The organism is Streptomyces sp. NPDC111656, assembly GCF_055656965.1.
The window spans coordinates 1-26,990 of record NZ_JBVKCA010000021.1 but is presented as its reverse complement, the minus strand read 5'-3'; the positions used below and the strand labels follow the sequence as shown (position 1 = coordinate 26,990).

The following is a 26,990-nucleotide window of genomic DNA, read 5'->3' as shown; positions in this document are numbered from 1 at the left end:
CGGCATCAGGTCAGCAGCATCGGATAGCTGCCGGTGTTCGTCGGCGCATGTTCCGGCAGCCACAGCACCGCGACCGCACCCTCCGCAGGCACGTGCTCCGGGGCTCCCGCGGGCCGGACGTTGCGGAAGGTCAGCCGGGCACCGAGCACCCGGGCCTGACCGGCCGCGATGGTGAGGCCGAGGCCATGCCCGTGGCCCGAGCGGTCGCTGCTGCCGGTGCGGAACCGGCTGGGTCCCTCGGCGAGAAGCTCCTCGGGGAAGCCGGGACCGTGGTCACGGACCCGGATGACCCGGCCCTCGACCGAGACCTCGATCGGCGGCTTGCCGTGCCGCGCCGCGTTGGCCAGCAGGTTGAACAGCACGCGCTCCAGGCGACGCGGATCCGTCGTGACCTCCGACTCGTGGATCACGCGTACGTCGACGTCCGCGTCCTTGGCGGCCACCCGCCGCGACACGAACTCGCCGAGCAGGATGTCCTGGAGTTCGGCCCGCTCGGAGGCGCCGTCCAGCCGCGCCACTTCGAGGACGTCCTCGACGAGGGTCCGCATCGCCTGGGCCCGGTCGCGGACGAGTTCCGTGGGGCGGCCGGGCGGAAGGAGCTCCGCCGCCGTCAGCAGACCGGTCACCGGCGTGCGCAGTTCGTGGGCGATGTCGGCGGTCACCCGGCGCTCGGCCTCGATGCGCTGCTGGAGCGCGTCCGCCATGGCGTCCACCGCGCGCGCGAGGTCGTCGGTCTCGTCCCGTACGACCCCGCCGATCGCTTCCCGTACCCGTACGTCGGTCTCCCCCTTGGCGACCTGGTTCGCCGCGGCGGCGGCCTTGCGCAGCCGGCGCGACAGCTGGCCGCCGATCAGCACGCCGAGCGCGCTGCCGCCGAAGACGACCGCGATCGAGCCGATGATCAGCGCCTGGTCGAGGTCCTTCATGACGTCGGTGTTGCGGTCCGTGAAACCGGTGTGGAGCGAGAGGACGCGGCCGTCCTTGAGGGGGACGGCCGCCCAGATGTCCGGGACCCCGTTCGGACGGTCGGCCACAAAGGTGGCCCGCCGGCCCTGCATGACCTTCGCCAGCAGGTCCTTCGGGATGGCCGGGTCGTCGACCTTGACCCCGAAGGCCTGGGTCCGCCCGGACTCGTACATGCGCTCGGCGACCGTGATGCGCTCGTCCGCCAGGTCGCGCGAGTTGTCCAGCATCGAGACGCGCGCCGCGTTGTGCACGACGAGGCTGAGCGCGACCGCGACCAGCGCGCCGACCATGGCGATCGCCGCGCTGAGCTTCCACCGGATACCCGTGCGAATGCCGGAGTTCCCGGCGGCGGCCGCCATGCGCATGCCCACAGGCGCGCCGCGTCGGGCAGCCGGACCCCGACCGACGGGCGTCCCGCGACGAACGGGTGTGCCCCGGCCGACGGGTGTACCCCGGCCATCGGCAGGTGTGTTCCAGCCGGTCCGACCGCTCCCGGTCACCGGACCGCTCCCGATCACCGGACTGTTCCCCGTCACCGAGCCGTACCCGTCGGACGAGCCGTACCCGTTGACGGGCCCGTGCCCGTCGGACGAGCCGTACCCGTTGACCGGGCCGCGCCCGCCACCCCCGTCGGCCGGTCTGTTGCGGCCGGTCGGGCCGTCGCCGCCCGCCGGAGTCCGGCGCCGAAATATCCCCCGCATACCCCTGCTCAGGCCTTCAACTTGTAGCCGAAGCCACGGACCGTCTCGATCCGGTCCTGGCCGATCTTCGTCCGCAGCCGCTGTACGTGGACGTCGACGACACGGGTGTCCCCACCCCAGCCGTAGTCCCACACGCGTTCGAGCAGCTTGTCGCGGCTCAGCACCGTACCCGGCGCTGAGGAGAACTCCAGCAGCAGCCGCATCTCGGTGGGCGTCAGGGCCACCGGCGTACCACCCCTGAGCACCTCCATGCCCTCGGTGTCGATCTCCAGGTCACCGAAGGAGAGCACCCCGCCGTCGACGGACGAGGCCTCTTCGGGGGTTCCGTTCGGACCGCTCGCGTGTCCGAAACGGCGCAGCACGGCGCGGATCCGGGCCACCAGCACGGCCCCGTCGAAGGGCTTGGTCACATAGTCGTCGGCGCCCGCCTCCAGGCCCAGTACGACGTCGATCGAGTCGGCACGCGCGGACAGCATGATCACGGGGACGGTGGACTCGTCACGGATGCGGCGGCACAGCGAGACACCGTCGAGTCCGGGGACCATCACGTCCAGCAGGGCGATGTCGGGACGGTCGGCGCGGAACGCCTCCAGGCCCGACAGCCCGTCGGGCATGGCTGTCACCGCGAAGCCGTCGCGCTCGAGAGCGAGCTGCGTGGCCTCGCGGATGACGTCGTCGTCCTCGACGAACAGGACGTGGGTCTGCTCTGCCATCCGGCTGCTCCGTCTGCGCTCAGTTCGCGGGAGCGGGCGTGTCGACGCCGCCCACCGCGTTGCCGTAGTCGTTGTGCGTCCGGGACCTCTCGGTGAAGCGGGTCGCGGTCCACCCGTAGGTGATCACTTCTTCGCTGGAGGGGTACTCCACCGGATCGCCCTTCTTGTACAACTGCTGGGTGATCACCAGGTCGCCCCGGTCTATCTCCGCGTAGACCGGCGGCTCCTCGGTCTTGAAGACATTTTCGTACCTGCCGCTTTCCTCGCGGTAGACATACGAGCCGATCCCCACGGCATCCCCGCAGGTCATGACGTTGACCACGACGTCGTCGGTGGTTCCTCCGGTCAGATCCCCGTACGACACGTCGACCGGGTACTCGTCGGCGACGCACGGTTTCGTCAGCGCGCTCTTGACCGACTCGCTGACCTCCGGGTCGTCTTTGACGAGCTTGACCGCGTCCACCCGCTTGGGCGTCCTGGACGGGGGGGCGGAGGTCGCGGGGCTCGGGGCCGCCCCCTTCGCCACCGCCTCACTGCTCGCCGGGCCCTCGTCGCGGGCGCCCGTGCCGCCCGTGGCGCAGGCGGTCAGGAAAAGGCCGATGGCGGCGAGCGCGGCCGTCACCGCGCTCCCCGCCTTCAGGACCTGCCTGGCCCGAGTTCCTAGGCCGCGCAACGCTCCCGCTCCTCACGTTCGAGCGCGCGTGCGTCCAGGTCGCGGCTCTCCAGCTCCTCGCGGAGCCGGGCGAGCGCCCGGTGCAGCGTGCTCTTGACCGTTCCGGCCGACATGCCGAGGGCGGCGGCCGTCTCCTCCGTGGACATCTGCTCCCAGTGTCGCAGCACCACGACGCTGCGTTGCTTGGGAGCGAGAACCTTCATGATGTCCATAAGGAGCGCCCGGTCCGCGTGCTGCTCGGTCGAGTCGTCGACGCAGGCGTCAGGGAGCTGCTCGGTGGGCACCTCTTCGAGTTTCCGCGCCCGCCACCACTCGGTCCGCGTATTGATCATCACGCGGCGCAGATAGGCGTCCGCGAGCCGCTTGTCCGCGATGCCGTCCCAGCGGCCGTACGTCCGTACGAGCGCGGTCTGCAGGAGGTCCTGGGCGTCGACGGGGTCGGGGACCAGGCGACGGGCACTGCGCAGCAGCGCGTCCTGCCGAGTGCGGACGTACTCCTCGAATTCGAGCACCTCGCCGTGCGCCATGATCAACCGCCTCCATCCCCGTTTCCGACGTGCCTGGCTCGCGCCTGCTGCCGGTTGTCCGTTTCCTGTGTCCCGCTGTCGTTCTGCTGTGTGCGCGGTACGGAAATGAAGCTACGGAGGCGTTGTCACGGGGTTGTCCGAGGCAGCCTTCGGTGAGCGCTCGGCTGTACGTCGGTTGTGTAACGGATGTATGAGGTGGGTAGGGCGGTGTGGTTACAAGTCCCGGTTGGGGTGGTTTTGCGGGTGTGACCGGTGTCCTGGGGGCGGTGGCTAGGTCAAGGGCAGCCGATACAAACCACCCGGGAGCGGCTCCACGAGTCCGTCGGCGACGAGTCCGTCGAGGGCACGGGCCCGCTGCACGGGCTCGTCCCACACGCGATCGAGTACGGACTGCGGGACCGGGCCCTCGACGGCCTCCCTCAGTACGGCGAGGAGCTTGCCGCGCACCTGGCGGTCCGTACCCGCGTACGTCTGGCCGCGCCGCGGCGGGCCGTCGTGCGCCGGCTTGCCCGCCAGCCGCCAGGCGCACTGCGCGGCGATGGGGCAGCGGTGGCAGGCCTCGTTCTTGGCCGTGCAGATGAGTGCGCCGAGCTCCATGGAGGCGGCGGCCCAGTGGGAGGCGGTGCCCTCGTTCTCGGGCAGGAGGGCACGGGCGAGCTTGCGCTCGGCGGCGGTGGTGGCGTTCGGCGGGTACTGCACACCGCTGACGGCCCGTGCGAACACCCTTCGGACATTCGTGTCCAGCACGGCATGCCGCTGCCCGTACGCGAACGAGGCGACGGCGGCGGCCGTGTACTCCCCGATACCGGGCAGCGCGAGCAGCTGAGCGTGCTCCGTGGGTACGTCGCCGCCGTGCCGTTCCGTTATGGCGACCGCGGCGCCGTGCAGCCGGAGCGCACGGCGGGGGTAGCCGAGCCGGCCCCAGGCGCGGACGGCTTCGCCCGGAGCCTCCTTGGCCAGGTCGGCGGGGCGGGGCCAGCGGGCGACCCACTGCTCGTACACGGGCAGGACACGGCTCACCGGGGTCTGCTGCAACATGAACTCACTGACCATCACGCCCCAGGGGCCGGCGTCGGGGCGGCGCCAGGGGAGGTCGCGGGCGTGCTCGTCGAACCAGGTGATCACCGGTTCGTGCAGGGTCTTGCCGGGGGCGTCGGGCTGGGGGCTGGGTGTGGGCATGGTGGGTGCAGTCATGGCGGTTCCGATCCTGCCATGCGGGGGTGGGACTACGCGGTTTCCTCCGAGGCGCGGAGGAGTGGCTTTTCGCCCCGGCCCCCACGGGCCCCTTCGCCCGCGGGGCGGTGAGGACTGGTCGTGCCCACGCGGCGGACCGCCCAATGTCATAGCCCCGCGTCCTTGAAGGGGCGCTCCGGTCGGCCGGAGGGGGCTGTGCGCGGCAGCCCCTGGAGGACGGGAAGGGGTGGTGTGGGGGCAACTCGGCCGGTGTGCCGGAATGATGATCAGGAAAAGTTGGCGCTCAGGGCGGCGGGTGGGGCGAGCGCCGGCGTGGATCTCTCGTACAGTTTGCGCCGTGGGATCTATGCGCAATCCGGTCGGGCCACTTCCCTCCACCATCTACTGGCGTCGGAGGGCCGTTCTGCTGTCCCTGGTAGCGCTGTTGGCGCTGCTGATCGCCTGGGTGGTCAGCAGTGGCGGCGGGGGCGGCAAGAAGAACGCGGACGGGTCCAACGGGAAGAACCCCGTACAGACGATCACGCCGGGCCCCTCCGGTTCCGGACCCGCGATCAGCCAACACCCGGGCGGCCGCGACGAGTCCAGCCCCGGTACGAGTGCCGGCACGGCAAGCGGCGACAGCAGTGGCAGCGGCAGCGGTAGTGGCAGTGGGGACGGGTCCGGCGGGACCGGCAGCGCGGACGGCGGTGGCTCGGACGGTGGTTCCAGCGGTGGCACCAGCTCCGGGGATCAGGTCCCGGCCGGCTCCACTCTCCCCAACTGCACCGCGGGCGCCGTCAAGTTGACCCTGCGCAGCGTGCACAACGCGTACGCCCCCGGCGACAAGCCCTCGATCGAGCTGATCGCAAAGAACTCCTCCGCCGGTGACTGCAAGGTCGATCTCGGCCCGAAGAGCGCGGTCCTGACGATCACTCAGGCCGGCGGCGACAAGAGCTTCTGGTCATCGAGCGACTGCCCCAAGGACGCGGCCAGTCTCTTCTTCCGCGTTCCGGCCGGCGACCAGGTGACCTACACGGTCGACTGGGACCGCACGGCGAGCGCCGCCCAGTGCGCCACACCTCCGGCGGGTTCGGCGACCGCGGGCACCTATCTGGTGGAGGCGAAGGCGCCGGGCCTGGCGAAGGCGACGACGTCGTTCGTGCTGTCCCAGGACTGAGCGCGGGAGCGGGAGCCCTCGGAGGGGCGGGCATGGAGCAGCCCCCGAGGGCCCAGACGCGCGATCGCGCCCGCACGGCCCGCACGCACCCTTGAAACGCGCCCGGCCCCGAAAGCAGTAGCGCGTAAGACACAGTGCGTAAGACACGGCGCGTACGACGGAGTGCGTCGGACGTGGCGGGTCAGACGCAGTGCGTCAGACGTAGCGCTCCAGGATCGACGACTCCGCCAGTCGCGACAGCCCCTCACGGACGCTGCGTGCCCGCGCCTCGCCCACCCCGTCGACCGCCTGAAGCTCGTCGACGCTCGCGGCGAGGAGCTTCTGCAGACCACCGAAGTGCTCCACGAGGCGGTCGATGATCGCGCCGGGCAGACGCGGGACCTTGGCGAGGAGGCGGAAGCCGCGCGGGGAGACCGCGGAGTCGAGCGCCTCGGGGGAGCCGGTGTAGCCCAAGGCTCTGGCCACCGTGGGCAGTTCGAGCAGCTCGGAGTGGGGCAGGGCGTTCAGGTCGGAGAGGGCCTCGTCGACCGTGCGGGAACGCTTCGCTGTCGGCTCCGGCACGTAGTCCCGGACCACCAGCTCCCGCTCGGGCTCCACGCCCGCGATCAACTCGTCCAGCTGGAGGGCGAGCAGACGCCCGTCCGTGCCCAACTCCACCACGTACTCGGCGATCTCCGTGGCGATGCGCCGCACCATCTCCAGGCGCTGCGCCACCGCCGACACGTCCCGGACGGTGACGAGGTCCTCGATCTCCAGGGCGGAGAGCGTGCCCGCGACCTCGTCGAGGCGGAGTTTGTAGCGCTCCAGGGTCGCGAGGGCCTGGTTGGCGCGGGAGAGGATTGCGGCGGAGTCCTCCAGGACGCGGCGCTGACCGTCGACGTACAGCGCGATCAGACGCATCGACTGGGAGACCGAGACGACGGGGAAGCCGACCTGCTTGCTCACCCGGTCCGCCGTGCGGTGCCGGGTGCCGGTCTCCTCCGTCGGGATCGTCGGGTCGGGCACGAGCTGGACGCCCGCCCGCAGGATCTTGGTGATGTCCTTGTCGACGACGATGCCGCCGTCGAGCTTGCACAGTTCGCGCAACCGGGTCGCCGTGAAATCGACGTCCAGGACGAAGCCGCCCGTGCACATCGACTCGACGGTCTTGTCCCAGCCGAGCACGATGAGTCCGCCGGTGTTTCCGCGGAGGATCCGCTCGAGCCCGTCGCGCAGGGCCGTGCCAGGTGCCACGGCGCTCAGTGAGGCGCGCATCAGGCCATCGGCACCGGAGCTCCCACCGGACTTTCCGGGAGCTGCTGCCCGGTCGTTGGCTGCCACTGCACTCCTCCGGTCGCGGATTTCCGGTCGCCCAAGATTCGTCCAGAGTTCGTACGGACGGGCGAGACCAGGGCAAAGTCTACCGGCGCTGCTCCTCGTCCCGTGGGGCCTCTCTGTGACGGGAGCGTGGAAGGACCCGCAGCGCCTCGCCCATGTCGGCGACTTCCAGGACCTTCATACCGGCGGGGATCTTGCCCGGATCGCCGGGAACGAGGGCGTGCGTGAAGCCCAGACGGTGGGCTTCGGCGAGCCTCCGCTGCACTCCCGTGACCCGTCTGACCTCGCCCGCGAGCCCTACCTCGCCGATCGCCACGAGGTTCTTGGGGAGAGGGGTGTCACTCGCCGCCGACGCGAGCGCGAGGGCGATCGCGAGGTCCGCGGCGGGCTCGGAGAGCTTCACGCCGCCCACCGTCGCCGAGTAGATGTCCCGCTTCCCGAGGGCGCTGATCCGGCCCCGCTGCTCCAGGACCGCCAGCATCATCGAGACCCGGGAGGTCTCCAGGCCGGACGTCGTACGCCGGGGGGAGGGGATCTGGGAGTCGACGGTGAGGGCCTGCACCTCGGCCACCAGCGGGCGGCGGCCCTCCAGGGTGACGGTCAGGCAGGTGCCGGGGACGGGCTCGGCACGGCGGGTGAGGAAGAGGCCGGAGGGGTCCGCGAGGCCCGTGATGCCCTCGTCGTGCAGCTCGAAGCAGCCGACCTCGTCCGTCGTCCCGTACCGGTTCTTGACCCCTCGGACGAGGCGCAGGCGCGCGTGGCGGTCGCCCTCGAAGCTCAGGACGACGTCCACGAGGTGTTCGAGCAGGCGGGGGCCCGCGATCGCGCCGTCCTTGGTGACATGGCCCACAAGGAGCGTGGACATCCCGCGCTCCTTGGAGGCACGGATGAGCGCCCCGGCGACCTCCCGGACCTGGGCCATGCCGCCCGGCGCCCCGTCGATCTCCGGAGAGGCGACGGTCTGGACCGAGTCCAGGATGAGGAGCGAGGGCTTCACGGCGTCCAAGTGGCCGAGCACGGCGGCCAGGTCGGTCTCCGCCGCCAGATACAGGTGGTCGTCGATCGCCTTGATGCGGTCGGCGCGCAGACGGACCTGGCTGGCCGACTCCTCACCCGTCACGTACAGCGTGCGGTGCTCGTCGCTCGCCGCCTTCGCCGCCACGTCCAGGAGGAGCGTGGACTTGCCCACACCGGGCTCGCCCGCGATCAGGACGACCGCGCCGGGCACGAGACCGCCGCCGAGGACGCGGTCCAGCTCGGGTACGCCGGTGGAGCGGGCCGTGGCCTGGCGGCCGTCGACCTGCCCGATCGGCACCGCGGAGGTGGTGACGCGGCCCGGTGTCGTCGTACGGACCGCGGGCGCGCCGTACTCCTCGACCGTGCCCCACGCCTGGCACTCGGGGCAGCGGCCCAGCCATTTGGCCGTCTGCCATCCGCACTCGGTGCAGCGGTAGGACGGCCGGTCCTTCGCGGTTTTCGTACGGGCAGCCATGACGGAACCGTAGCCGAGAGGACTGACAGCCCGGGCGGGCCCGCTCGGTGAGGCATCCGCCATGGCCTGCCGTTGCCGCCTGTGACGGTGTGGGCCACGGAATCGGAGGGTCCTGTCCCCTTTTGAGGGATCGTTTCACCCGTACGGATTAAATGTGCTCAAGGGGGAGGAAGGGGCCACCCCGGGGCACCTACGGTCGCACGGGTGATGAGCAGCAGTCCGGAGACCTCCACGCACACGACCGGTGCACACCGGGCGCACGGAGATGCGCGCAAGCGGGTGACCGCGCCCCGTGGTGCGCACACCCGCACCCTGGCTCAGCGCCCTCCCGCGCGCTACGAGCCCTACTTGGACGGCCTTTTCACCTACTGCCTGTCCGTGCTGTGCGACCACGACGAGGCCACCGCCGCCCTCGGGGACGCCCTCGCGCTGGCCGAGCGCCGTGGCCGGCGTGGCCCGGTCTCCGCGGACGACCGCAGGGCCTGGCTGTACGCCCTCGCCCGCTGGTCCTGTCTGCGCAAGCTCACCGAGGCCCGGCGCAGGCGCCAGGCGGCCCACGCCTCCGGTCGGCGTACGCCCGCCAAGGGCCACAAGGCCCTCTTCAAGGGGCACAAGGAAGCCGCCGACCGGCATGCGGCCGAGGCCCCGAGCGCCCCGGTCTCCGAGGAGGCGCAGGACCGGCGTCGGCACGAACTCGCCCTGCTGGCCTGGCCGGAGGCGGCCGGCACCACGCCCGAGCAGCGCGAGGCGCTCGAACTCGCCGTGCGCCACCAACTCGCCGCCGCCGAGGTCGCCGCCGTTCTCGGCCTGGACCTCGTCAAGGCGCGCGAACTGCTCGCCACCGCCGCCTGCGAGGTCGAACGCACCCGCGCCGCCCTCGCCGTCGTGGAGACCGGCACCTGTCCGAGCGTCGGCCGCCTCACCGGCGACAACCAGCTCGTCCTGAGTGCCACCCTGCGCCGGGAACTGGTCCGGCACGTCGACGACTGTCCGCGCTGCCGCCGCACCGCCGAGCGCGCCGCGCCCGGCGCCTGGCCCGGCACCACCGTCACGCCCGCCGAGCTCCCCGTCCTCGAGGCCCCGCGCGCGGCCCTGCACATCGCGATGGCACACGTCCCGCGCGCGCGGGGTGCCGCTCCACGCTTCGACCGGCGCGGTTTCCCCGTGGACCCCAAGGACCACGCCGCCCGCCGGGACCGTCTTCGCGCGCGTGCCGTCACGACGACCGTCGTCGCCACCGTCGTCGCCGCACCCGTCCTGGCCCTCTGGGCGGCCTACCGTGGCGCGCCCCTCACCGGCGAGGGCGCCGACGGCCGCTCGATCACCGCGAGCGAGGCGCACGGCCCCGACGGCATCACCGGCGAGGGGGCGGGCGGCTACGAGAACGCCGGCAACGCCAGCGCCAGACCCGACGCCCGTTTCGCCAAGGGGAACCGCTCGCCCGACGTCTCCGTGGAGGTCATCAGCGCCCCCAGTGCGGGAAGCGGCGCCGGACACCTCTCGGTCCGGGCCTCGGGCAGCGGCGACACGACCTTCGTCACGCTCGCCGCCTCCGGGAACTCACCGGTCCACTGGTCCGCCGAGACGGGAGCGTCCTGGCTCTACTTCAGTCAGTCGTCGGGAACGCTGGCCCCAGGAGAAACGTTCACGATCAAGGTGTACGTCGATCATCTTCGCGAGCCGGTGGGCCCCTGGGGCGCGCGGGTGGCGATCGCACCGGCCGGAGCGGTGGTCACGATCGGGGGGTACGGAACAGCGGGTCCGTCCGCCCCGGCCGGCTCCGGCCCGACGCCCGGCCGTCCCACCCCGTCCGCCCCCGGCCCGACCCCGCCCGCCTCGGACCCGCCACCGACGCCCAGCGACCCCCAGCCGACGCCCTCGGACACGTCGTCCCCGCCCCCTTCGTCGGACCCGTCGGGCCCGTCCGAGCCGTCGGGCCCGTCCGAGCCGTCGGACCCGGGCGGTTCGACGCCGCCGCCCGGCGACAGCTCCACCCCGACCCCGTCCTAGTACCGCCTGCGGGTCGGGGAGGGGCGGGAAGACGATGGACCGGGGGTTCTCAGGCGACCGGATCCGCGGGATGCGGCGCCAGCAGCGGCAGCTGCGAGGCCAGCCGCTCCTCGCAGAGCTCGACCAGCCGGTCGTACCCCGCCTTGCCCATCAGCTCGATCAGTTCCGGGCGGTAAGAGACGTACACCGGGTCGCCCGCGCCGTGTGCCGAGGTCGCCGACGTGCACCACCAGTGCAGGTCGTGGCCGCCCGGACCCCAGCCCCGGCGGTCGTACTCGCCGATGGAGACCTGGAGCACGCGCGTGTCGTCGGGCCGGTCGATCCACTCGTACGTCCGGCGCACGGGCAGCTGCCAGCAGACGTCCGGCTTGGTCTCCAGGGGCTCGCGCCCCTCCTTGATCGCCAGGATGTGCAGCGAGCAGCCCGCGCCGCCGGCGAAGCCGGGCCGGTTCTGGAAGATGCACGAGCCCTGGTAGGGGCGGGTCTGGCGGTCGCCGTCCTCGTCCTCGGAGACCCAGCCGGTCTTCAGCCCCACGTCATGGTGCTGCCAGACGTCCGGCGTGAGCCGTGCCACGTGCCCGGCCACCCGCTTCTCGTCGTCCTCGTCGGAGAAGTGGGCCCCGAGGGTGCAGCAGCCGTCGTCGGCGCGACCGGCCTGGATGCCCTGACAGCCGCTTCCGAAGATGCAGTTCCAGCGAGAGGTCAGCCATGTCAGATCGCACCGGAAGACCTGCTCGTCGTCGGCGGGATCCGGAAACTCCACCCATGCCCGAGCGAAGTCGAGCCCCTTCTCGTCGGTCACGGTGGCCTTCTTCGGGGACTTCGTCGGGGACTTCTTGGACGCGGAGGCCTTCGCCTGCGAAGAACCCTTGGTCGATTTGTCGGGCTTCGCCTTTTTCGTCTTTGGCACCCGTCCAGGGTAAGTCGCTTCGGCCTGCTCCGGGGACGGTCGATCGCCGTACTCGCAGTAGCGTTCCGTATATGAGACTCGGTGTCCTCGACGTGGGTTCGAACACGGTGCACCTGCTGGTGGTGGATGCACACCCCGGCGCGCGCCCGCTGCCCGCGCACTCGCACAAGGCCGATTTGCGGCTCGCCCAACTGCTCGACGAGAGCGGGGCGATCGGCCTCGACGGTGTCGAAAAACTGATCGCGACCGTCCGGGACGCGCTGGAGGCCGCCGAGGACAAGGGCGTCCAGGCCCTGCTGCCGTTCGCGACCTCCGCCGTGCGCGAGGCCAGCAACGCCGACGACGTACTGGCCCGGGTGCAGGCCGCGACCGGTGTCGAGCTCCAGGTCCTGACCGGGGCGGAAGAGGCCCGGCTGACCTTCCTGGCGGCCCGCCGCTGGTTCGGCTGGTCGGCGGGGAAGCTGCTGGTCCTCGACATCGGCGGCGGCTCGCTGGAGATCGCGTACGGCATGGACGAGGAGCCGGACGCGGCGGCGTCGCTGCCACTCGGTGCCGGACGGCTGACCGCGGGCTGGCTGCCCACCGACCCCGCCGACCCGGCGGACATCAGGGCCCTGCGCCGCCACGTCAGGGCCGAGATCGCCCGTACCGTCGGTGAATTCAGCCGCTTCGGCGCCCCCGACCACGTGGTCGCCACCTCCAAGACCTTCAAGCAGCTCGCCCGCCTGGCCGGCGCCGCCCGCTCCACGGACGGCCTCTACGTCCAGCGCGAACTCAAGCGCCGCTCCTTGGAGGACTGGGTCCCCCGCCTGGCCTCCATGACCGCCGAAGAACGCGCCGAACTCCCCGGCGTCTCCCCCGGCCGCTCCAGCCAACTCCTCGCCGGCGCCCTCGTCGCCGAGGGCGCCATGGACCTCTTCGCCGTGGAAACCCTGGAAATCTGCCCCTGGGCCCTACGGGAAGGCGTCATCCTCCGCCGCCTGGACCAGATGGCATCAGAGTGACCGAGTAGCCCGACGCCACGCACCCCGCGCCCCCAGGGGCGCGGGGAACGGGCCCCAAGCCACAGACAACCCGCACTGACCCACCGTCGCCCGCCCCCAGGGGTGCGGGGAACGGGCCCCAAGCCACAAACAACCCGCACTGACCCACCGTCGCCCGCCCCCCCAGGGGCGCGGGGAACTGCGCGCCCAGCCACAAACAACCCGCACCCGCCCACGGTGAACCCCACAACGGCGACAGGGCGCCCCACCCGACGCCGACCCCCACCCAACCCCCACCACCCCCCGCCCAACCGCCGGAGGCTTACGCTGTCCCTCGTGGCAGAACCAGTCGTGCGCATCCCGGATGCGAAGGTCGCGCTGTCCACGGCGTCCGTGTATCCGGAGTCGACGGCGACGGCCTTCGAGATCGCCGCGCGCCTCGGTTACGACGGTGTAGAGGTGATGGTCTGGACCGACCCGGTCAGCCAGGACATCGAAGCCCTCCGCCGCCTCAGCGAGTACCACCAGATCCCGATCCTCGCCGTGCACGCCCCCTGCCTGCTGATCACCCAGCGCGTGTGGTCCACCGACCCCTGGGTCAAGCTCCAGCGCGCCCAGGCGGCAGCGGAGAAGCTGGGCGCGTCGACGGTCGTCGTACACCCCCCCTTCCGCTGGCAGCGCCAGTACGCGCGCGACTTCGTCACGGGGATGTGGCGCATGGCGAACGAGACGGACGTACGGTTCGCCGTCGAAAACATGTACCCCTGGCGCTACCGCGACCGCGAGATGCTCGCGTACGCCCCCGACTGGGACGTGACGAAGGACGACTACCGCCACTTCACGATCGACCTCAGCCACACCTCGACGGCCCGCAGCGACGCCCTGCAGATGATCGACCGCATGGGCGACCGCCTCGGTCACGTCCACCTCGCCGACGGCAACGGCTCCAACAAGGACGAGCACCTCGTTCCGGGCCGCGGCACCCAGCCCTGCGCCGAACTGCTGGAGCGCCTCGCCCTCTCCGGCTTCGACGGCCACGTCGTCATCGAGGTCAACACCCGCCGTGCCATGTCCAGCGCCGAACGCGAGGCGGACCTGGCGGAGGCGCTGGCCTTCACCCGCCTGCACCTGGCGTCCGCGGTGAAGGTGCCCCGCCGGTGACGGACGCCGCGACCCCCCGTCGTAGGGGACGGCCTTCTCGTACGGAGACGGCGGCGGCCCCCGCCACCCGCGACCGCATCCTGGACGCGGCCCGCGAGGAGTTCTCCGAGCGCGGCTACGAGAAGACGTCGGTGCGCGGCATCGCCAAGGCCGCCGGGGTCGACTCCGCCCTCGTGCACCACTACTTCGGCACCAAGGAGCAGGTCTTCGAGGCGGCCATCGAGGGCGCGTTCGCGCCCGCCCTGGCCGCGCCGACGGCGGTCGAGGACGGCCCGCTCGACACGGTCGGCGAGCGCCTGACCCGCTTCCTCCTCGGTATCTGGGAGAACCCCACCACTCGGACCCCGCTGCTCGCCATCGTCCGCTCCGCCGTGAACAACGAGACCGCGGCCGCCGTCTTCCGCCGCCTCGTCGCCGCCCAGCTGCTGCGCCGCATCGCGGGCCGCCTCGACCTGCCCGACGCGGAACTGCGCGCCGAACTGGCGGCGGCCCAGCTGGTGGGGGTGGCGATGCTCCGCTACGTCATCAAGGTCGAGCCGCTGGCATCGGTGGACGTGGAACGCATCGTCGAGCGGGTGTCGCCGGTGGTACAGGGTCACTTGACGGCCCCGTGAGCTGAGCGCCCGGTAAGGAGCGCGAGGCACCGCGCGCCACGTCACACCGAACCCGCACCCCCGTCCAGCCACCCAACGAGAACAGCCCCCGACACCCGCCCACCGAGACGCGCATCCCGCATTCCGGACGCCCCGTCCGAATCCTGGCGCACCGGCGTAGGCTCGACCTCAGTCATTACTCTCCGAAGGAGCGAGCGACGATGCCCGAGCTGAGGTCCCGAACAGTCACCCACGGCCGCAATATGGCGGGCGCACGCGCCCTTATGCGCGCCTCCGGTGTACCGGGCGCGGACATCGGACGGAAGCCGATCATCGCGGTCGCCAACTCCTTCACGGAGTTCGTGCCGGGCCACACCCACCTCCAGCCCGTCGGCCGCATCGTCAGCGAGGCGATCACCGCGGCCGGGGGCATCGCGCGCGAGTTCAACACGATCGCGGTCGACGACGGCATCGCGATGGGCCACGGCGGCATGCTGTACTCGCTGCCCTCCCGCGACCTGATCGCGGACTCGGTGGAGTACATGGTCGAGGCGCACTGCGCCGACGCCCTGATCTGCATCTCGAACTGCGACAAGATCACCCCCGGCATGCTCATGGCGGCCCTGCGCCTGAACATCCCGACGGTCTTCGTCTCCGGCGGCCCCATGGAGTCCGGCCGCGCCACCCTGGTCGACGGCACGGTCCGTACGCTCGACCTGGTCGACGCGATCTCCGACGCCGTGAACGACAAGATCTCGGACGAGGACATCCTCCGTATCGAGGAGAACGCCTGTCCGACCTGCGGCTCCTGCTCCGGCATGTTCACGGCCAACTCGATGAACTGTCTGACCGAGGCCATCGGCCTGTCCCTCCCCGGCAACGGTTCGGTGCTCGCCACCCACACGGCCCGCAAGGGCCTGTACGAGGACGCGGCCCGCACGGTGGTCGACATCACGCGCCGCTACTACGACCAGGACGACGAGTCGGTCCTGCCCCGCAACATCGCCACGCACGCCGCGTTCGAGAACGCCATGGCCCTCGACATCGCCATGGGCGGCTCCACCAACACGATCCTGCACCTGCTGGCCGCCGCCCAGGAGGCGGGCGTCCCCTTCGGTCTGGACGAGATCAACGAGGTCTCGCGCCGTGTGCCGTGCCTCGCCAAGGTCGCCCCGAACGTCGCCAAGGACCGCACGTACTACATGGAGGACGTGCACCGTGCCGGCGGCATCCCCGCCCTGCTGGGCGAACTGCACCGCGCGGGCCTCCTGAACGAGGACGTCCACTCGGTCCACAGCCCGTCCCTCTCCGACTGGCTGAAGACCTGGGACGTGCGCGCCGGATCCCCGTCCCCCGAGGCGATCGAGCTGTGGCACGCGGCCCCCGGCGGCGTCCGCTCCTCCGAGGCCTTCTCCCAGTCCGAGCGCTGGCTGGCACTCGACGAGGACGCCGAGGGCGGCTGCATCCGCTCCGCCGAGCACGCCTACTCCAAGGACGGCGGCCTGGCGGTCCTCAAGGGCAACCTGGCGGTCGACGGCTGCGTCGTGAAGACGGCCGGCGTCGACGAGTCCATCTGGACCTTCGAGGGCCCCGCGGTCGTCTGCGAGTCCCAGGACGAGGCCGTCGACAAGATCCTCAAGAAGGAGATCACGCACGGCGACGTCGTGGTCATCCGCTACGAGGGCCCCAAGGGCGGCCCCGGCATGCAGGAGATGCTCTACCCGACGTCCTTCCTCAAGGGCCGCGGCCTCGGCAAGACCTGCGCCCTGATCACCGACGGCCGCTTCTCCGGCGGCACCTCGGGCCTGTCCATCGGCCACGCCTCCCCCGAGGCGGCCTCCGGCGGCACCATCGCCCTGGTCCAGGACGGCGACCGCATCCGCATCGACATCCCGAACCGCTCGGTCGAACTCCTGGTCTCCGACGAGGAACTCACCACCCGCCGCGACGCCCTGAACGGCGTCTACGCCCCCGCGAACCGGGACCGCAAGGTCTCCGCCGCCCTCCGCGCCTACGCTGCGATGGCGACGAGCGCCGACAAGGGCGCGGTACGAGACGTCTCCAAGCTGGGCTGACCCGACCGCGCAAGCTCATGAAGGGGCCGCTTCTTCGGAAGCGGCTCCTTTGTTCCGCCCGCTTGTTGTTCTGCCCCTTCGGCTCACCAGGCCGCCGGATCGTCCCCCGCCACGCCGAACACGGTCCCGTCGGGCGCGCTCGTGTAGACGTGGCCATCGGCGATCATCGGCTTCTGCAGTCCGGCCGAGACCCGGTCCGACTCCGATCCGAGTCTTGTCCGGGTCTGGCCGACGAGCTTGCCCCGGACTGAGTCCACGGCGAGCAGCCGCCCGTCGGCCGCGGTGAAGTACACGTGCTTGGCGTCGACGGCCGGTGCCGAGCCCTGGCTCACGGCGGTCTCGAGGCGCCAGCGCTGCTTCCGGGCGTCCATGTCGAAGGCCACCAGCGCGCCCAGGGTGCTCATCATGTAGACGGTGCTTCCGCGGACGGTGGCCTGAGCCTGTGGCAGCGCCACATCGAGCCCCACCCGGTGCGACGTCCTGCTCTTCGGGTCGTACTGGACCAGGGCGACGGTCTGGGTGTACTTGTCGACCGACGTGAAGAACACGGTGCCCCGCCATGCGCCGACCGGATACAGCGTCCCCTTCAGACCGGTGTTCCACCGCACGTCGCCGGTCTCCGGGTCCACCGCGGTCACCTGCGTACGCGTTCCGTCGCCCGTCGTGCTCGTGGCGTAGGCGAGTTCGTCCCCGGCGAACGCGGCGACGTTCGGCACGGTCTGTCCCGGCAGCCGGCGGCTCCAACGGTCCTGACCCGTGGCGCCGTCCACCCCGCTGACCTTCCCGTCGGCACGGGTGAGGAGCACCAAGCCCCCCACCCGCTGCCATCGGCCGTACGCCGTGAGGTCCATCTTCCAGCGCACCTTGCCCGAGGCGGGATCGAGCGCCTCCAGGAGCCGACCGGCGTGCGTCACGGCATGCACCAGGCCGCCCGAAATCGTGGGCGCCCCGTCCGGGAGGCTCTGCTCGGTCGAGACGTGACGCCACAGCACCTTGCCGTCGACCGGGTCGAGGGCGGAGACCAGTCCCGGCTGGGCACAGAACAACTTCCCGCCGCCGTACGAGCATTGGGGCGCCCCGTCGGCTCGGGCCACGGGCTTCGTGTCCCACCCGCTGAAGGCGGCCGGTGCGGACCGCTGCTGATGGTCCGGCGGAGCGGTGCTGGTGCCGTCCTGTCCGAGCAGCCGGGTCGTGGCCAGCGTCCCGCCCGCGACAAGGACGAGAGCGCCGACGGCGAGGGCGACGCGCCTGAGCGCTCGGCCCTTGGACCGTCGCGCGGGCGGCGGAGACTGCGCGTCGGCGGGAGCGGACGGGGCGGCGGGGGCGGCCGGAGTGGCCGGGGCGTCGGCCTGGCTGGTGCGCTGAGCCGGAATGAACGCCTGCGTGTCGTACGAAGCCGCCAACGAGCGCAGCTCCCGCATCAGCTCGTCGGGCGTCGGCCGGTCCTCGGGCTCTTTGGCGAGGCAGCGGGTGATGAGCGGTGCGAGGTTGCCGGGCACGTCGGTCAGGTCCGGCTCGTCGTGGACGACTTGGTAGGCGACGACGTAGGGGCTGTCGGAGTCGAAGGGGCCACGGCCCGTCGCCGCGTGCACCATCACCGAGCCCAGGGCGAAGATGTCGGCGGCCGGTCCCACCTCCCGCGGACGGCGGAACTGCTCGGGTGCCATGAACGGCGGCGTTCCGATCAATTTGCCCGTCTCGGTGCGCAGTTCACTGTCCGACGGCCGCGAAATACCGAAGTCGATGACCTTCGGGCCGTCGTCGGCGAGCAGGACGTTGCTGGGCTTGAGATCCCGGTGCACGACGCCCACCCGATGGATGTCGCGCAGTGCCTCGGCCAATCCGGCCATCAGCCGACGCAGCTGGGAGGCGGACATGGGCCCGTTCCGTTTCACCTGCTCGGCGAGGGTCGGGCCCGGTATGAACAGGGTGGCCATCCAGGGGCGCTCGGCCTCCGGGTCGGCGTCGACCACGGGGGCGGTGAACGCACCGCTCACCCGCCGCGCCGCGGCGATCTCCTGCCGGAAACGCCCCCTGAACTCGGGATCCATGGCAAAGGCGGCATGCACGACCTTCACCGCGAGCCGCAGTCCCGAGCCGCTGCGGGCCAGATGGACCACGCCCATGCCACCGGATCCGAGGCGCTCGTCAAGGTGGTACTGCCCCGCGTACTCGGGAAGTTCCGCTTCCGGATCCGCTCCGGTGTTCCGCTGTGGCGCCATGGACCCACCCCCGTGCTGTTCGTCCGCGCGCCCGACGCACGGAGCCTAGTCGATTCCTCGTACGAGACCGAGGCGGCTTGCTAGCCTCCGCGTGCGACAGGCGTACACATGTGCACTGCCTGAATCCATCGGTCCACCGATCCATCAGCTCGAACTGCTCGAACTGCTCGATCTGCTCGATCTGCTCGATCTGCTGGATCTGTTCCATCTGATTCAACGGGGGAGTCCTCAATGGCTGTTGAGCGAATTGAAAACGTGGAAAGCAGTGACGGGGAAGCGGTGCCGACGACGGCGATCGCGAGCGCAACCGCGGCGCAGACCACCTACCCCATCGCACCCGGCTACGCGGTGAACGTCCGCAGCGGCCCCGGCACCGGCTACCGCATCGTGCGGGTCCTGCCCGAGGGGTCACGCGTGTCGATCTCCTGCCAGCGCCCGGGCGACTCCGTGAGCGGCCCGTACGGCACCACCAGCATCTGGGACAACATCGCGGGCGGCGAGTACATCTCCGACGCCTACGTGAAGACCGGCAGCGACGGCTACGTCGCGCCGCGCTGCTCCTGACCGAACGAGGCCTGGGGCCCCGCGGCCGGCCGGAGCGATAATCGTCGAGTGAGTGACGAGAACCAGTCCGGTACCCCCGCGGGACCCCAGCCCGAACCCCTCCGCTTCTTCGGGACGACCTGGGTGGCCCAGGACGGCGGCTACACGGCCCGCCGCATCGCCGTGGCCGTCGGCTCGCTCGCCGCCGCGGTCGCCGCCTGTTTCGTGCTTCGCTTCGCCTACCAGGGCCTGGCGATCGCGGACGTCGGCAAACCGGTGACCCTCCTGGTCGTGGTGATGTTCGCGGTGTGCAGCGCGCTCGCGTTCCGCCACACCTGGGACGCCTTCTCCAAGCGCCCCGACCCCGACCGCCAGGCCTCCCTCCGCGGCCTCCTGGCCATCGGTTTCATCGGCTCCCTCCTCGCCTACGCCTTCCGCACCCTCACCGAGGCCCCGGGCGAGAAGCTGGCCCGAGAGGAGTACGAGGAGGCACGCCGCCAGTACGAGCGCCGCTCCCGCAACCCTTCCAAAAAACGCCGCCGCCCCTGAAGGGGCACCGAGGCGCAGCCCCGTGCCCCAGGGGCGCGGGGAACTGCGCGACCAGCCCCCACCGTCCCGCAGCCGAAGACACCACCTCGGGGGTCTGGGGGCGGAGGGATGGGACGGGTAGGGGCGGCGGGGGCGAAAACCGCTGTTCCCCACCCCCACGCCGCACCACCATTCCCTCATGACCACCCACCCGCGCTTCTCCCACACCACCCGAGCCCACTCCTTCAACACGGCCGCAGCCCAGTACGCCGCGAACCGCCCCTCCTACCCACCCGCCCTCTTCACCACCCTCGAAGACCTGGCCGCCCGCCCCCTCAAGGGCGCGAAGGTCATCGACGTGGGCGCGGGCACCGGCATCTCCACCACCCTCCTGCACGCCCGAGGCGCGGACGTCATCGCCGTGGAACCCGGGGCGGGCATGGCCGCCGAGTTCCGCCGCGCCCACCCCGACATCCCCCTGGTCCGGGGCACCGGCGACACCCTCCCCCTCGCCACCGCCTCCGCCGACTTCCTCACCTACGCCCAGTCCTGGCACTGGACGAACCCGGCCCACTCCCTCCCGGAGGCCTTCCGCGTCCTGCGCCCCGGCGGCGCCCTCGCGCTCTGGTGGAACACGTCCGCCCTCGACGTCCCCTGGATCGCCGCCCAGGCCCAGCGCATCGATCAGTACTTCGAGGACGCCCACCCCACCGAAGAAGGCACCGTCACGAAGCCTGAAGAAGGCACCGCCACCAAGGCCAAAAAGGACAAAAAAGACACCGAATCCCACCAGCGAACCCCAGGCTTCCTCGCGGAACGCGCCTTCAAAGGCGCCCCCGAACCCCCGCCCCACACCCACCGCGTCGTCCGCTGGAGCCGCCATGTCCCCGTGGACACCCACCTCGCCAACATCGGCAGCCACTCGGCCTTCCTGGTCCTCGGCAAGGAAGACACCGACGCCTTCCTCGCCGAGGAGCGCACCCGCCTCCTGGAGACCTTCCCGGACGGCCGGGTCGAGGAGGTCTACGACGTACTGGTGATCGTGGCCACCCGCTCGTGATCCCGTGCGGCGGCCCACCGCTCCAGGGCCGCCGCACACGCGTGGTCCACATGCCGCAACCCGCCCAACTCCAGCCGTACGTCACGGTCGTGCGGCAACGCCTCCAAGGCGTCCAGCAGCTTCGGCAGCCGTAGGAACGTGGCGTTCCCCATCACCCGTACGACCACCCCCGCGGCCCCCCGGTCCTCGGTCTCCACATGCACATGGCTGATGTCCCACGCGGTCTTGGCGACGGCGAGCGCAAGCCCGACCAGCACCCCTTCAAACAGATTCCCCACCACGATCGCCACCGCCGTCACACCCAGCACGACCACCTCCCCGCGATGCCCGCGCCACAGCACCCGCACCTCCCGCACCGGCACCAACTTGCAGCCCGCGTGCACCAGCAACCCCGCCAGCGCCGCCACCGGAATGATCCCGAGGACCCCGGGCACCACCACCGTGAAGACCAGCAGCCACACCCCGTGCAGTACGCGCGAGACCTTGGTCTGGGCCCCGGCCTGCACATTCGCCGCGCTCCGCACGATCACCGCGGTCATCGGCAGCGCCCCGAGCGCCCCGCACACGGCGTTCCCTGCACCCTGCGCGATGAGCTCACGGTCGTAGTCGGTCCGCGGCCCCCGGTGCAGACGGTCCACCGCCGCCGCGCTGAACAGCGACTCGGCGGAGGCGATCAACGAGAAGGCGACCACCGTCCCGAGCATGCCCACTTCCGTGAGCCGCCCCAGGTCCGCCAAGGACGGCGGCTGCACGGCATCGAGCAGCCCGCGCACCTCGACCCGCCGCACGGACAGATCGAACACCCCGGTCACCCCCGCCGCGAGCGCCACCGCCAGCAACGGCGCCGGCACCACCCGTGCCCCTCGCCGCCAACGCGGCCACAGCAGCAGTACGACCACGGTGGCGCCCCCGACCGCGAGGGCCACCGGGTCCGCGTCCCCGGGCAGCGACACCAGCCCGGCGATCTTCTCGAGCCCGCTCGCGGGCGCGGACGCGTCACCCATCGCGTAGACCTGGCCCGCGATCAGCACGAGCCCGATACCGGCGAGCATCCCCTGCACCACCGCCACGGACACGGCCCGGAACCACCGCCCGAGCCGCAGCGCCCCGAGCATGAGCTGCACCAGCCCGGCGCCGAGCACCAGCACACCCAGGGCCCGCAGCCCGTACGTCTGCACCGCCTCGTACACCAGCACGGTCAGCCCGGCCGCGGGCCCGCTCACCTGAAGGCTGCTCCCGGGCAGTACCCCGGCGACCAGCCCGCCGACTATCCCGGTCACCAGCCCCAACTCGGCCGGCACACCCGAGGCGATGGCGACCCCTACACACAACGGCAACGCGACGAGAAACACGACGAGAGACGCGGACAGATCGGCTCGACGCAGATCGGCTTTACGCATGGCGACGGCACCTCCGGTTGAGAGCGGAAGATGCGTGGGTGCCGAGCCGGGGGAGGGCACGGCGGATCCAGCGGCGCGACATCAAGGCCGGTGGGCATATGACCGCGCACTGAAATCCATTGTCGGTAACGGGAGTTGATCGCGCAGCCCTTCCGCGTAACCGTCGAGTGAACGCGGAAGCGCACCACCCCACCGCAGGCCGGAGTGCCCCCTTCCGATCACGCCGCCGCGCGCCTGCGCCGTCGAATGCGACCGGGGTTGCCGGGGTTGACGGCGCCACCCCTCCCGAGCAATATTCATCGCATGATGAATATTGCTCCCCGGCCCCCCGACCGCCCCACGGCCACGGCCACCACCACCCCCCGGTCCTTCGAGCCCTCCCAGCCCTCCCAGTCCCCGGCCACCGCCATCCACGCCGCAGGCCTCACCGTCGTACGCGGCCCCCGCACCGTCCTGCGCGGCCTCGACTTCGCCGTACCCCGCGGCCAGATCACCGGCCTCCTCGGCCCCTCCGGCTGCGGCAAGTCCACCCTCATGCGCACCATCGTCGGCACCCAGGCCAAAGTCACCGGCACCCTCGAAGTCCTCGGCCGCCCCGCCGGCGACGCCGCACTCCGCTCCCGCATCGGATACGTCACCCAGGCCCCCTCGGTCTACGACGACCTGACCATCCGCCAGAACCTCGACTACTTCGCCGCGATCCTCGACCCCGGCCGCGCCGCCGCCGACCGCCGCGCCGCCCATGTCACCCAGGCCATCGCCGACGTCGACCTCACCACCCATGCCGACTCCCTCGCCGGCAACCTCTCCGGCGGCCAGCGCAACCGCGTCTCCCTCGCCGTCGCGCTGCTCGGCACCCCCGAACTCCTGGTCCTCGACGAGCCCACCGTCGGCCTCGACCCGGTCCTGCGCCGCGACCTGTGGAACCTCTTCCACGCCATCGCCGCGGAACGGAAGGCGACGCTGCTGGTCTCCTCCCACGTCATGGACGAGGCCGAGCGCTGCCACCGCCTGCTCCTGATGCGCGAGGGCGAGATCCTCGCCGACGACACGCCCGACGCCCTGCGCGAACGCACCGGCCGCGACACCGTCGAGGCCGCCTTCCTCCACCTGGTCGACGAGGCCACCGCGACCGCCGACGCCCGCAAGGAGACCGTCCGATGACCACGCCCACGAACGCGACCCTGCACGCGGCCACGACGGCCCCCGCTCGCCCGAGCGCGATCAACTACTCCCGTACGACCGCCACCGCGACCCGCGTCCTGCGCCAGCTCCGCCACGACCCGCGCACCATCGCGCTGATGATCCTCATCCCGTGCCTGATGCTCGTCCTGCTCCGCTACGTCTTCGACGGCAGCGCGCGCACCTTCGACTCCATCGGGGCCTCCCTCCTCGGGATCTTCCCGCTGATCACGATGTTCCTGGTCACCTCCATCGCCACCCTGCGCGAACGCACCTCGGGCACCCTGGAACGCCTCCTCGCCATGCCCCTCGGCAAGGGCGACCTGATCGCCGGCTACGCCCTGGCCTTCGGCGCCGTCGCCGTCGTCCAGTCGGCCCTGGCCACAGGCCTCGCGGTCTGGTTCCTCGGCCTCGACGTCACGGGCTCCCCCTGGCTCCTGCTGCTCGTGGCCCTCCTCGACGCCCTGCTCGGCACGGCGCTCGGCCTCTTCGTCTCGGCCTTCGCGGCCTCGGAATTCCAGGCGGTCCAGTTCATGCCGGCGGTGATCTTCCCCCAACTCCTCCTCTGCGGCCTCTTCACGGCCCGCTCGACCATGCACCCCGTCCTCGAAGCCCTCTCCGACGTCCTCCCCATGTCCTATGCCGTCGACGGCATGAACGAAGTCCTCAAGCACACCGACATGACGACCGACTTCGTCCGCGACGCGTTCATCGTGGCGGGCTGCGCCCTCCTGGTCCTGGCCCTCGGCGCGGCAACCCTGAGGCGCCGCACCGCATGACGAATCCCCGCCCCCCTCAGGGGCGCGGGGAACTGCGCGACCAGCCCCCACCGGCCCGCAGTCGAAGAACCCACCCGGGGGGTCTGGGGGCGGAGCCCCCGGGAACGGGATGGGACGGGTAGGGGCGGCGGGGGCGAGAAAGCCCCCCACGGCGGCAGACCCACCCCCGTCCGCCCAACGGACACCCCACCCCGCCCACCCCCCCAAGTGCGAGGATGACCCCAGGACGACGCACCCCCGGAGGGCACCCGCACCATGACCCAGAAAGTCGCAGTCCTCGGCACCGGCAAGATCGGCGAAGCCCTGCTCAGCGGAGTGATCCGATCCGGCTGGGCCCCCACCGACCTCCTGGTCACGGCCCGCCGCCCCGAGCGCGCCAGGGAACTCCAGGAGCGCTACGGCGTCACCGCCGTCACCAACGCCGAGGCCGCCAAGAACGCAGACACCCTGATCCTCACGGTCAAGCCGCAGGACATGGGCACCCTCCTCGACGAACTCGCCCCCCACGTCCCCGCCGACCGCCTGGTCATCAGCGGCGCGGCCGGCATCCCCACCTCCTTCTTCGAGGAGCGCCTGACCGCGGGCACCCCCGTCGTCCGGGTCATGACGAACACCCCCGCCCTCGTCGACGAGGCGATGTCCGTCATCTCCGCCGGCAGCCACGCCACCGAAGCGCACCTCGCCCACGCCGAGGAGATCTTCGGCGCCGTCGGCAAGACGCTCCGCGTCCCCGAGTCTCAGCAGGACGCCTGCACCGCGCTCTCCGGCTCGGGACCGGCGTACTTCTTCTACCTGGTCGAGGCCATGACGGACGCGGGCATCCTGCTGGGCCTGCCGCGCGACAAGGCCCACGACCTGATCGTCCAGTCCGCGATCGGCGCCGCCGTGATGCTCCGCGACAGCGGGGAGCACCCCGTGAAACTCCGCGAGGCCGTCACCTCTCCCGCGGGCACCACGATCAACGCGATCCGCGAACTCGAGAACCACGGCGTCCGCGCGGCCCTCATCGCCGCACTGGAGGCAGCCCGCGACCGCAGCCGCGAACTGGCCTCCGGCAACAGCTAAGAGACAGCGGGGCTGGGGTCGGGGCTGGGGTCGGGGCCACCGCCCCGGCCCGCCGCTCACTCGACCCCGCCCCCTCCGCGACTTCAGCCGGCGGCCAGCAGCCCGATCGCCCGATACGCCGCGTCCACCCGAGGACGCGCCATCTCCCGGGCCTTCACGGCGCCGTCCCGCAAGACCGCCTCCACATACGAGGGATCCGCGCACAACCGTTTGTGCCTCTCCTGCAGGGGCCGCAGAAGTTCGATCACGGCCTCGGCGGTGTCCTTCTTCAAGGCGCCGTACGACTCATAGGCGCCGCCCAGGGTTTCCGGATCCGCACCCTCACAGGCGGCGAGAATCTCCAGCAGGTTCGAGACCCCCGGCCGCGCCTCGGGGTCGTGCACGACGTCCTGCCCGCTGTCGGTCACGGCCCGCATGATCTTCTTCCGTACGGCATCCGGCTCATCGAGCAGATAGACGACGCCCGGCCCCACGTCATCGCTCTTGCCCATCTTCGACGTCGGCTCCTGCAGATTCATGACCCGCGCCGCGACCTGCGGCCGCGTGGCCCTGGGCACCACGAAGGTGTGCCCGTAGCGCTGGTTGAACCGCACCGCGAGATCCCGGGTCAGCTCCACATGCTGCGTCTGGTCGTCCCCGACCGGCACCTCGTCGGTCCCGTACGCCAGGATGTCCGCCGCCATCAGTACGGGATACGTCAGCAAGGACAGCCGCACACTCCCGCCCCGCTCCCGCTCGCGCGCGGCCTTCTCCTTGTACTGGATCATCCGTCGCATCTCCCCGTCGGTCGCGACGCACTCCAGCAGATACGACAGCCGCGCGTGCTCGTCCACATGACTCTGTACGAAGAGGGTGCACAGCTCCGGATCGAGCCCCGAGGCCAGCAACAACGTCGCCGCCTGCCTACTGAGCCTGCGCACCCGTCCCGGATCGTGGTCTACGGTCAGCGCGTGCAGGTCCACGACGCAGAACAGGGCGTCGGCCTGGTGCTGATCGACATCGGCCCACCGCCGCATGGCCCCGAGATAGTTCCCCAGCGTCAGATGCCCGGTCGGCTTGACCCCACTGAAGACCCGTGTCATCTCTCCACCTCCTGGTCGAGGCCGCCGCACTCGCCGGCCGGCTCCCCAGGAGAGAGACACAAAAACGGCCGCCGAGGCGGCGGCCGTTGAGTACATACGTGAGTACGGCCGCCGTCAGGCGGCCCACCACTGCTGGGTGCACGTATGCGTAGTCATGGCCCCGAGGCTACGCCTCAGGAGGGCATCCCGGAGCGGATTTGACACGCCCCTACCCGGTACGTAGTGTTCTCCGAGTTGTCCGACGTGAGCGCCGACTCCGGTCGGTCCCTGGACAGCCATTCCGCAACAAGCACTCAGCGAACGGCGACTCGTCGTCGGCTCGTTTTCATGCGTGTTTGCGGAATGAGGAATCCGCGTTCGAAAGGGCGCCACCCCGATTAGCTCGGGAGCCAGGAATCCGCTAAAGTCTCACTCGTCGGAACGGCCCAAGGGCCTGGAAGACAAGCCCCACTGACTGGGAATCAGGCCCGAAAGGATCTGATAGAGTCGGAACCGCCGGAAAGGGAAACGCGAAAGCGGAAACCTGGAAAGCACCGAGGAAATCGGATCGGGAAACGGTCTGATAGAGTCGGAAACGCAAGAACAAAGCAAGACAGCAAGACCGAAGGGAAGCGCCCGGAGGAAAGCCCGAGAGGGTGAGTACAAAGGAAGCGTCCGT

General features: G+C 71.2%; 23 protein-coding genes. 12 read left to right on the top strand and 11 right to left on the bottom strand.

All coding sequences use genetic code 11. From position 1 onward, the window contains the following. Positions 1–5: 5 nt before the first annotated feature. From cseC to ACZ7M3_RS41855, 5 genes are all read right to left on the bottom strand, one after another. On the bottom strand, positions 6–1,331 hold the full coding sequence (gene cseC / locus ACZ7M3_RS41875; protein WP_472070780.1) for a two-component system sensor histidine kinase CseC: 1,326 nt from the start codon (positions 1,329–1,331) through the stop codon (positions 6–8). Between the two features lie 344 nt (positions 1,332–1,675). Further along, on the bottom strand, positions 1,676–2,380 hold the full coding sequence (cseB, locus tag ACZ7M3_RS41870) for a two-component system response regulator CseB (RefSeq protein ID WP_099942703.1): 705 nt from the start codon (positions 2,378–2,380) through the stop codon (positions 1,676–1,678). Positions 2,381–2,399: 19 nt separating this feature from the next. Continuing rightward, complete coding sequence (locus ACZ7M3_RS41865) at positions 2,400–3,053, bottom strand: hypothetical protein (RefSeq protein ID WP_388401854.1); 654 nt, start codon at positions 3,051–3,053, stop codon at positions 2,400–2,402. Next, positions 3,041–3,580 (bottom strand): SigE family RNA polymerase sigma factor, encoded by a 540-nt coding sequence (locus tag ACZ7M3_RS41860; protein WP_060898668.1) that lies wholly within the window; start codon positions 3,578–3,580, stop codon positions 3,041–3,043. Before ACZ7M3_RS41860 ends, ACZ7M3_RS41865 begins: the two co-directional genes overlap by 13 nt. A 270-nt stretch (positions 3,581–3,850) precedes the next feature. Continuing rightward, the gene (locus ACZ7M3_RS41855; RefSeq protein ID WP_308435076.1) at positions 3,851–4,774 is read right to left on the bottom strand and encodes an HhH-GPD family protein; all 924 of its coding nucleotides are present in this window, start codon (positions 4,772–4,774) and stop codon (positions 3,851–3,853) included. A gap of 337 nt (positions 4,775–5,111) precedes the next feature. Between ACZ7M3_RS41855 and ACZ7M3_RS41850 the strand changes: the two genes are divergently transcribed. Further along, complete coding sequence (locus tag ACZ7M3_RS41850; RefSeq protein ID WP_472070777.1) at positions 5,112–5,930, top strand: hypothetical protein; 819 nt, start codon at positions 5,112–5,114, stop codon at positions 5,928–5,930. A 195-nt stretch (positions 5,931–6,125) separates the two neighbouring features. Here the strand turns inward: ACZ7M3_RS41850 and disA are convergent, their stop codons facing one another. Beyond that, on the bottom strand, positions 6,126–7,250 hold the full coding sequence (gene disA, locus ACZ7M3_RS41845; RefSeq protein ID WP_067373625.1) for a DNA integrity scanning diadenylate cyclase DisA: 1,125 nt from the start codon (positions 7,248–7,250) through the stop codon (positions 6,126–6,128). A 79-nt stretch (positions 7,251–7,329) separates the two neighbouring features. Then, positions 7,330–8,739, bottom strand: a complete 1,410-nt coding sequence (radA, locus tag ACZ7M3_RS41840; protein WP_095853276.1) for a DNA repair protein RadA — start codon at positions 8,737–8,739, stop codon at positions 7,330–7,332. Positions 8,740–8,943: 204 nt separating this feature from the next. Here radA and ACZ7M3_RS41835 point away from each other — a divergent pair, with 204 nt between their 5' ends. Next, positions 8,944–10,749 (top strand): BACON domain-containing protein, encoded by a 1,806-nt coding sequence (locus tag ACZ7M3_RS41835; protein WP_472070775.1) that lies wholly within the window; start codon positions 8,944–8,946, stop codon positions 10,747–10,749. A gap of 49 nt (positions 10,750–10,798) precedes the next feature. On the opposite strand, the gene ACZ7M3_RS41830 is transcribed toward ACZ7M3_RS41835, so the two are convergent. After that, positions 10,799–11,659 (bottom strand): DUF3109 family protein, encoded by an 861-nt coding sequence (locus ACZ7M3_RS41830; protein ID WP_382005154.1) that lies wholly within the window; start codon positions 11,657–11,659, stop codon positions 10,799–10,801. A gap of 71 nt (positions 11,660–11,730) precedes the next feature. On the opposite strand from ACZ7M3_RS41830, the gene ACZ7M3_RS41825 reads away from it, so the two are divergent. The 4 genes from ACZ7M3_RS41825 to ilvD all read left to right on the top strand — a co-directional run bounded on the left by ACZ7M3_RS41825 (position 11,731) and on the right by ilvD (position 16,471). Then, entirely contained in the window at positions 11,731–12,663 is a 933-nt protein-coding gene (locus ACZ7M3_RS41825) for a Ppx/GppA family phosphatase (RefSeq protein WP_472070773.1), read from the top strand. A 315-nt stretch (positions 12,664–12,978) separates the two neighbouring features. After that, positions 12,979–13,803, top strand: coding sequence for a sugar phosphate isomerase/epimerase family protein (locus tag ACZ7M3_RS41820; protein ID WP_095853272.1), 825 nt, complete (start codon positions 12,979–12,981; stop codon positions 13,801–13,803). Further along, positions 13,800–14,417, top strand: coding sequence for a TetR/AcrR family transcriptional regulator (locus tag ACZ7M3_RS41815; protein WP_472070771.1), 618 nt, complete (start codon positions 13,800–13,802; stop codon positions 14,415–14,417). The genes ACZ7M3_RS41820 and ACZ7M3_RS41815 overlap by 4 nt, the downstream gene beginning before the upstream one ends. Before the next feature lie 200 nt (positions 14,418–14,617). After that, on the top strand, positions 14,618–16,471 hold the full coding sequence (gene ilvD / locus ACZ7M3_RS41810) for a dihydroxy-acid dehydratase (protein ID WP_472070769.1): 1,854 nt from the start codon (positions 14,618–14,620) through the stop codon (positions 16,469–16,471). Positions 16,472–16,554: 83 nt separating this feature from the next. On the opposite strand, the gene ACZ7M3_RS41805 is transcribed toward ilvD, so the two are convergent. Then, entirely contained in the window at positions 16,555–18,693 is a 2,139-nt protein-coding gene (locus tag ACZ7M3_RS41805) for a protein kinase domain-containing protein (RefSeq protein WP_472070767.1), read from the bottom strand. A 231-nt stretch (positions 18,694–18,924) separates the two neighbouring features. Here ACZ7M3_RS41805 and ACZ7M3_RS41800 point away from each other — a divergent pair, with 231 nt between their 5' ends. The 3 genes from ACZ7M3_RS41800 (at position 18,925) to ACZ7M3_RS41790 (ending at position 20,824) form a co-directional block, all read left to right on the top strand. Then, positions 18,925–19,257: an SH3 domain-containing protein gene (locus ACZ7M3_RS41800; RefSeq protein WP_472070765.1), complete on the top strand. Its 333-nt coding sequence runs from the start codon at positions 18,925–18,927 to the stop codon at positions 19,255–19,257. A gap of 48 nt (positions 19,258–19,305) precedes the next feature. Continuing rightward, a complete protein-coding gene (locus ACZ7M3_RS41795; RefSeq protein ID WP_054228689.1) occupies positions 19,306–19,785 on the top strand; it encodes a hypothetical protein in 480 nt (159 codons plus the stop codon). A gap of 178 nt (positions 19,786–19,963) precedes the next feature. Continuing rightward, complete coding sequence (locus ACZ7M3_RS41790) at positions 19,964–20,824, top strand: class I SAM-dependent methyltransferase (RefSeq protein ID WP_472070763.1); 861 nt, start codon at positions 19,964–19,966, stop codon at positions 20,822–20,824. On the opposite strand, the gene ACZ7M3_RS41785 is transcribed toward ACZ7M3_RS41790, so the two are convergent. Beyond that, positions 20,788–22,224 (bottom strand): SulP family inorganic anion transporter, encoded by a 1,437-nt coding sequence (locus tag ACZ7M3_RS41785; RefSeq protein ID WP_452976466.1) that lies wholly within the window; start codon positions 22,222–22,224, stop codon positions 20,788–20,790. The genes ACZ7M3_RS41790 and ACZ7M3_RS41785 overlap by 37 nt on opposite strands. Positions 22,225–22,527: 303 nt before the next feature. Here ACZ7M3_RS41785 and ACZ7M3_RS41780 point away from each other — a divergent pair, with 303 nt between their 5' ends. From ACZ7M3_RS41780 to proC, 3 genes are all read left to right on the top strand, one after another. Further along, positions 22,528–23,388, top strand: coding sequence for an ABC transporter ATP-binding protein (locus ACZ7M3_RS41780; protein ID WP_472070761.1), 861 nt, complete (start codon positions 22,528–22,530; stop codon positions 23,386–23,388). After that, complete coding sequence (locus ACZ7M3_RS41775; protein ID WP_355624353.1) at positions 23,385–24,185, top strand: ABC transporter permease; 801 nt, start codon at positions 23,385–23,387, stop codon at positions 24,183–24,185. Before ACZ7M3_RS41780 ends, ACZ7M3_RS41775 begins: the two co-directional genes overlap by 4 nt. A gap of 255 nt (positions 24,186–24,440) precedes the next feature. Beyond that, positions 24,441–25,250 (top strand): pyrroline-5-carboxylate reductase, encoded by an 810-nt coding sequence (gene proC / locus ACZ7M3_RS41770; RefSeq protein WP_054228694.1) that lies wholly within the window; start codon positions 24,441–24,443, stop codon positions 25,248–25,250. Between the two features lie 83 nt (positions 25,251–25,333). On the opposite strand, the gene trpS is transcribed toward proC, so the two are convergent. Beyond that, the gene (trpS, locus tag ACZ7M3_RS41765) at positions 25,334–26,332 is read right to left on the bottom strand and encodes a tryptophan--tRNA ligase (protein WP_472070759.1); all 999 of its coding nucleotides are present in this window, start codon (positions 26,330–26,332) and stop codon (positions 25,334–25,336) included. Between the last annotated feature and the right edge of the window lie 658 nt (positions 26,333–26,990).

What these genes read in the sequence shown, in the direction of transcription:
- cseC (WP_472070780.1), bottom strand. Translation starts at nt 1,331, where the DNA reads ATGCGCATGGCGGCCGCCGCCGGGAACTCCGGCATTCGCACGGGTATC.
- cseB (WP_099942703.1), bottom strand. Translation starts at nt 2,380, where the DNA reads ATGGCAGAGCAGACCCACGTCCTGTTCGTCGAGGACGACGACGTCATC.
- ACZ7M3_RS41860 (WP_060898668.1), bottom strand. Translation starts at nt 3,580, where the DNA reads ATGGCGCACGGCGAGGTGCTCGAATTCGAGGAGTACGTCCGCACTCGG.
- ACZ7M3_RS41855 (WP_308435076.1), bottom strand. Translation starts at nt 4,774, where the DNA reads ATGACTGCACCCACCATGCCCACACCCAGCCCCCAGCCCGACGCCCCC.
- radA (WP_095853276.1), bottom strand. Translation starts at nt 8,739, where the DNA reads ATGGCTGCCCGTACGAAAACCGCGAAGGACCGGCCGTCCTACCGCTGC.
- ACZ7M3_RS41825 (WP_472070773.1), top strand. Translation starts at nt 11,731, where the DNA reads ATGAGACTCGGTGTCCTCGACGTGGGTTCGAACACGGTGCACCTGCTG.
- ilvD (WP_472070769.1), top strand. Translation starts at nt 14,618, where the DNA reads ATGCCCGAGCTGAGGTCCCGAACAGTCACCCACGGCCGCAATATGGCG.
- ACZ7M3_RS41805 (WP_472070767.1), bottom strand. Translation starts at nt 18,693, where the DNA reads ATGGCGCCACAGCGGAACACCGGAGCGGATCCGGAAGCGGAACTTCCC.
- ACZ7M3_RS41800 (WP_472070765.1), top strand. Translation starts at nt 18,925, where the DNA reads ATGGCTGTTGAGCGAATTGAAAACGTGGAAAGCAGTGACGGGGAAGCG.
- ACZ7M3_RS41790 (WP_472070763.1), top strand. Translation starts at nt 19,964, where the DNA reads ATGACCACCCACCCGCGCTTCTCCCACACCACCCGAGCCCACTCCTTC.
- ACZ7M3_RS41785 (WP_452976466.1), bottom strand. Translation starts at nt 22,224, where the DNA reads ATGCGTAAAGCCGATCTGCGTCGAGCCGATCTGTCCGCGTCTCTCGTC.
- ACZ7M3_RS41780 (WP_472070761.1), top strand. Translation starts at nt 22,528, where the DNA reads ATGATGAATATTGCTCCCCGGCCCCCCGACCGCCCCACGGCCACGGCC.
- ACZ7M3_RS41775 (WP_355624353.1), top strand. Translation starts at nt 23,385, where the DNA reads ATGACCACGCCCACGAACGCGACCCTGCACGCGGCCACGACGGCCCCC.
- proC (WP_054228694.1), top strand. Translation starts at nt 24,441, where the DNA reads ATGACCCAGAAAGTCGCAGTCCTCGGCACCGGCAAGATCGGCGAAGCC.
- trpS (WP_472070759.1), bottom strand. Translation starts at nt 26,332, where the DNA reads ATGACACGGGTCTTCAGTGGGGTCAAGCCGACCGGGCATCTGACGCTG.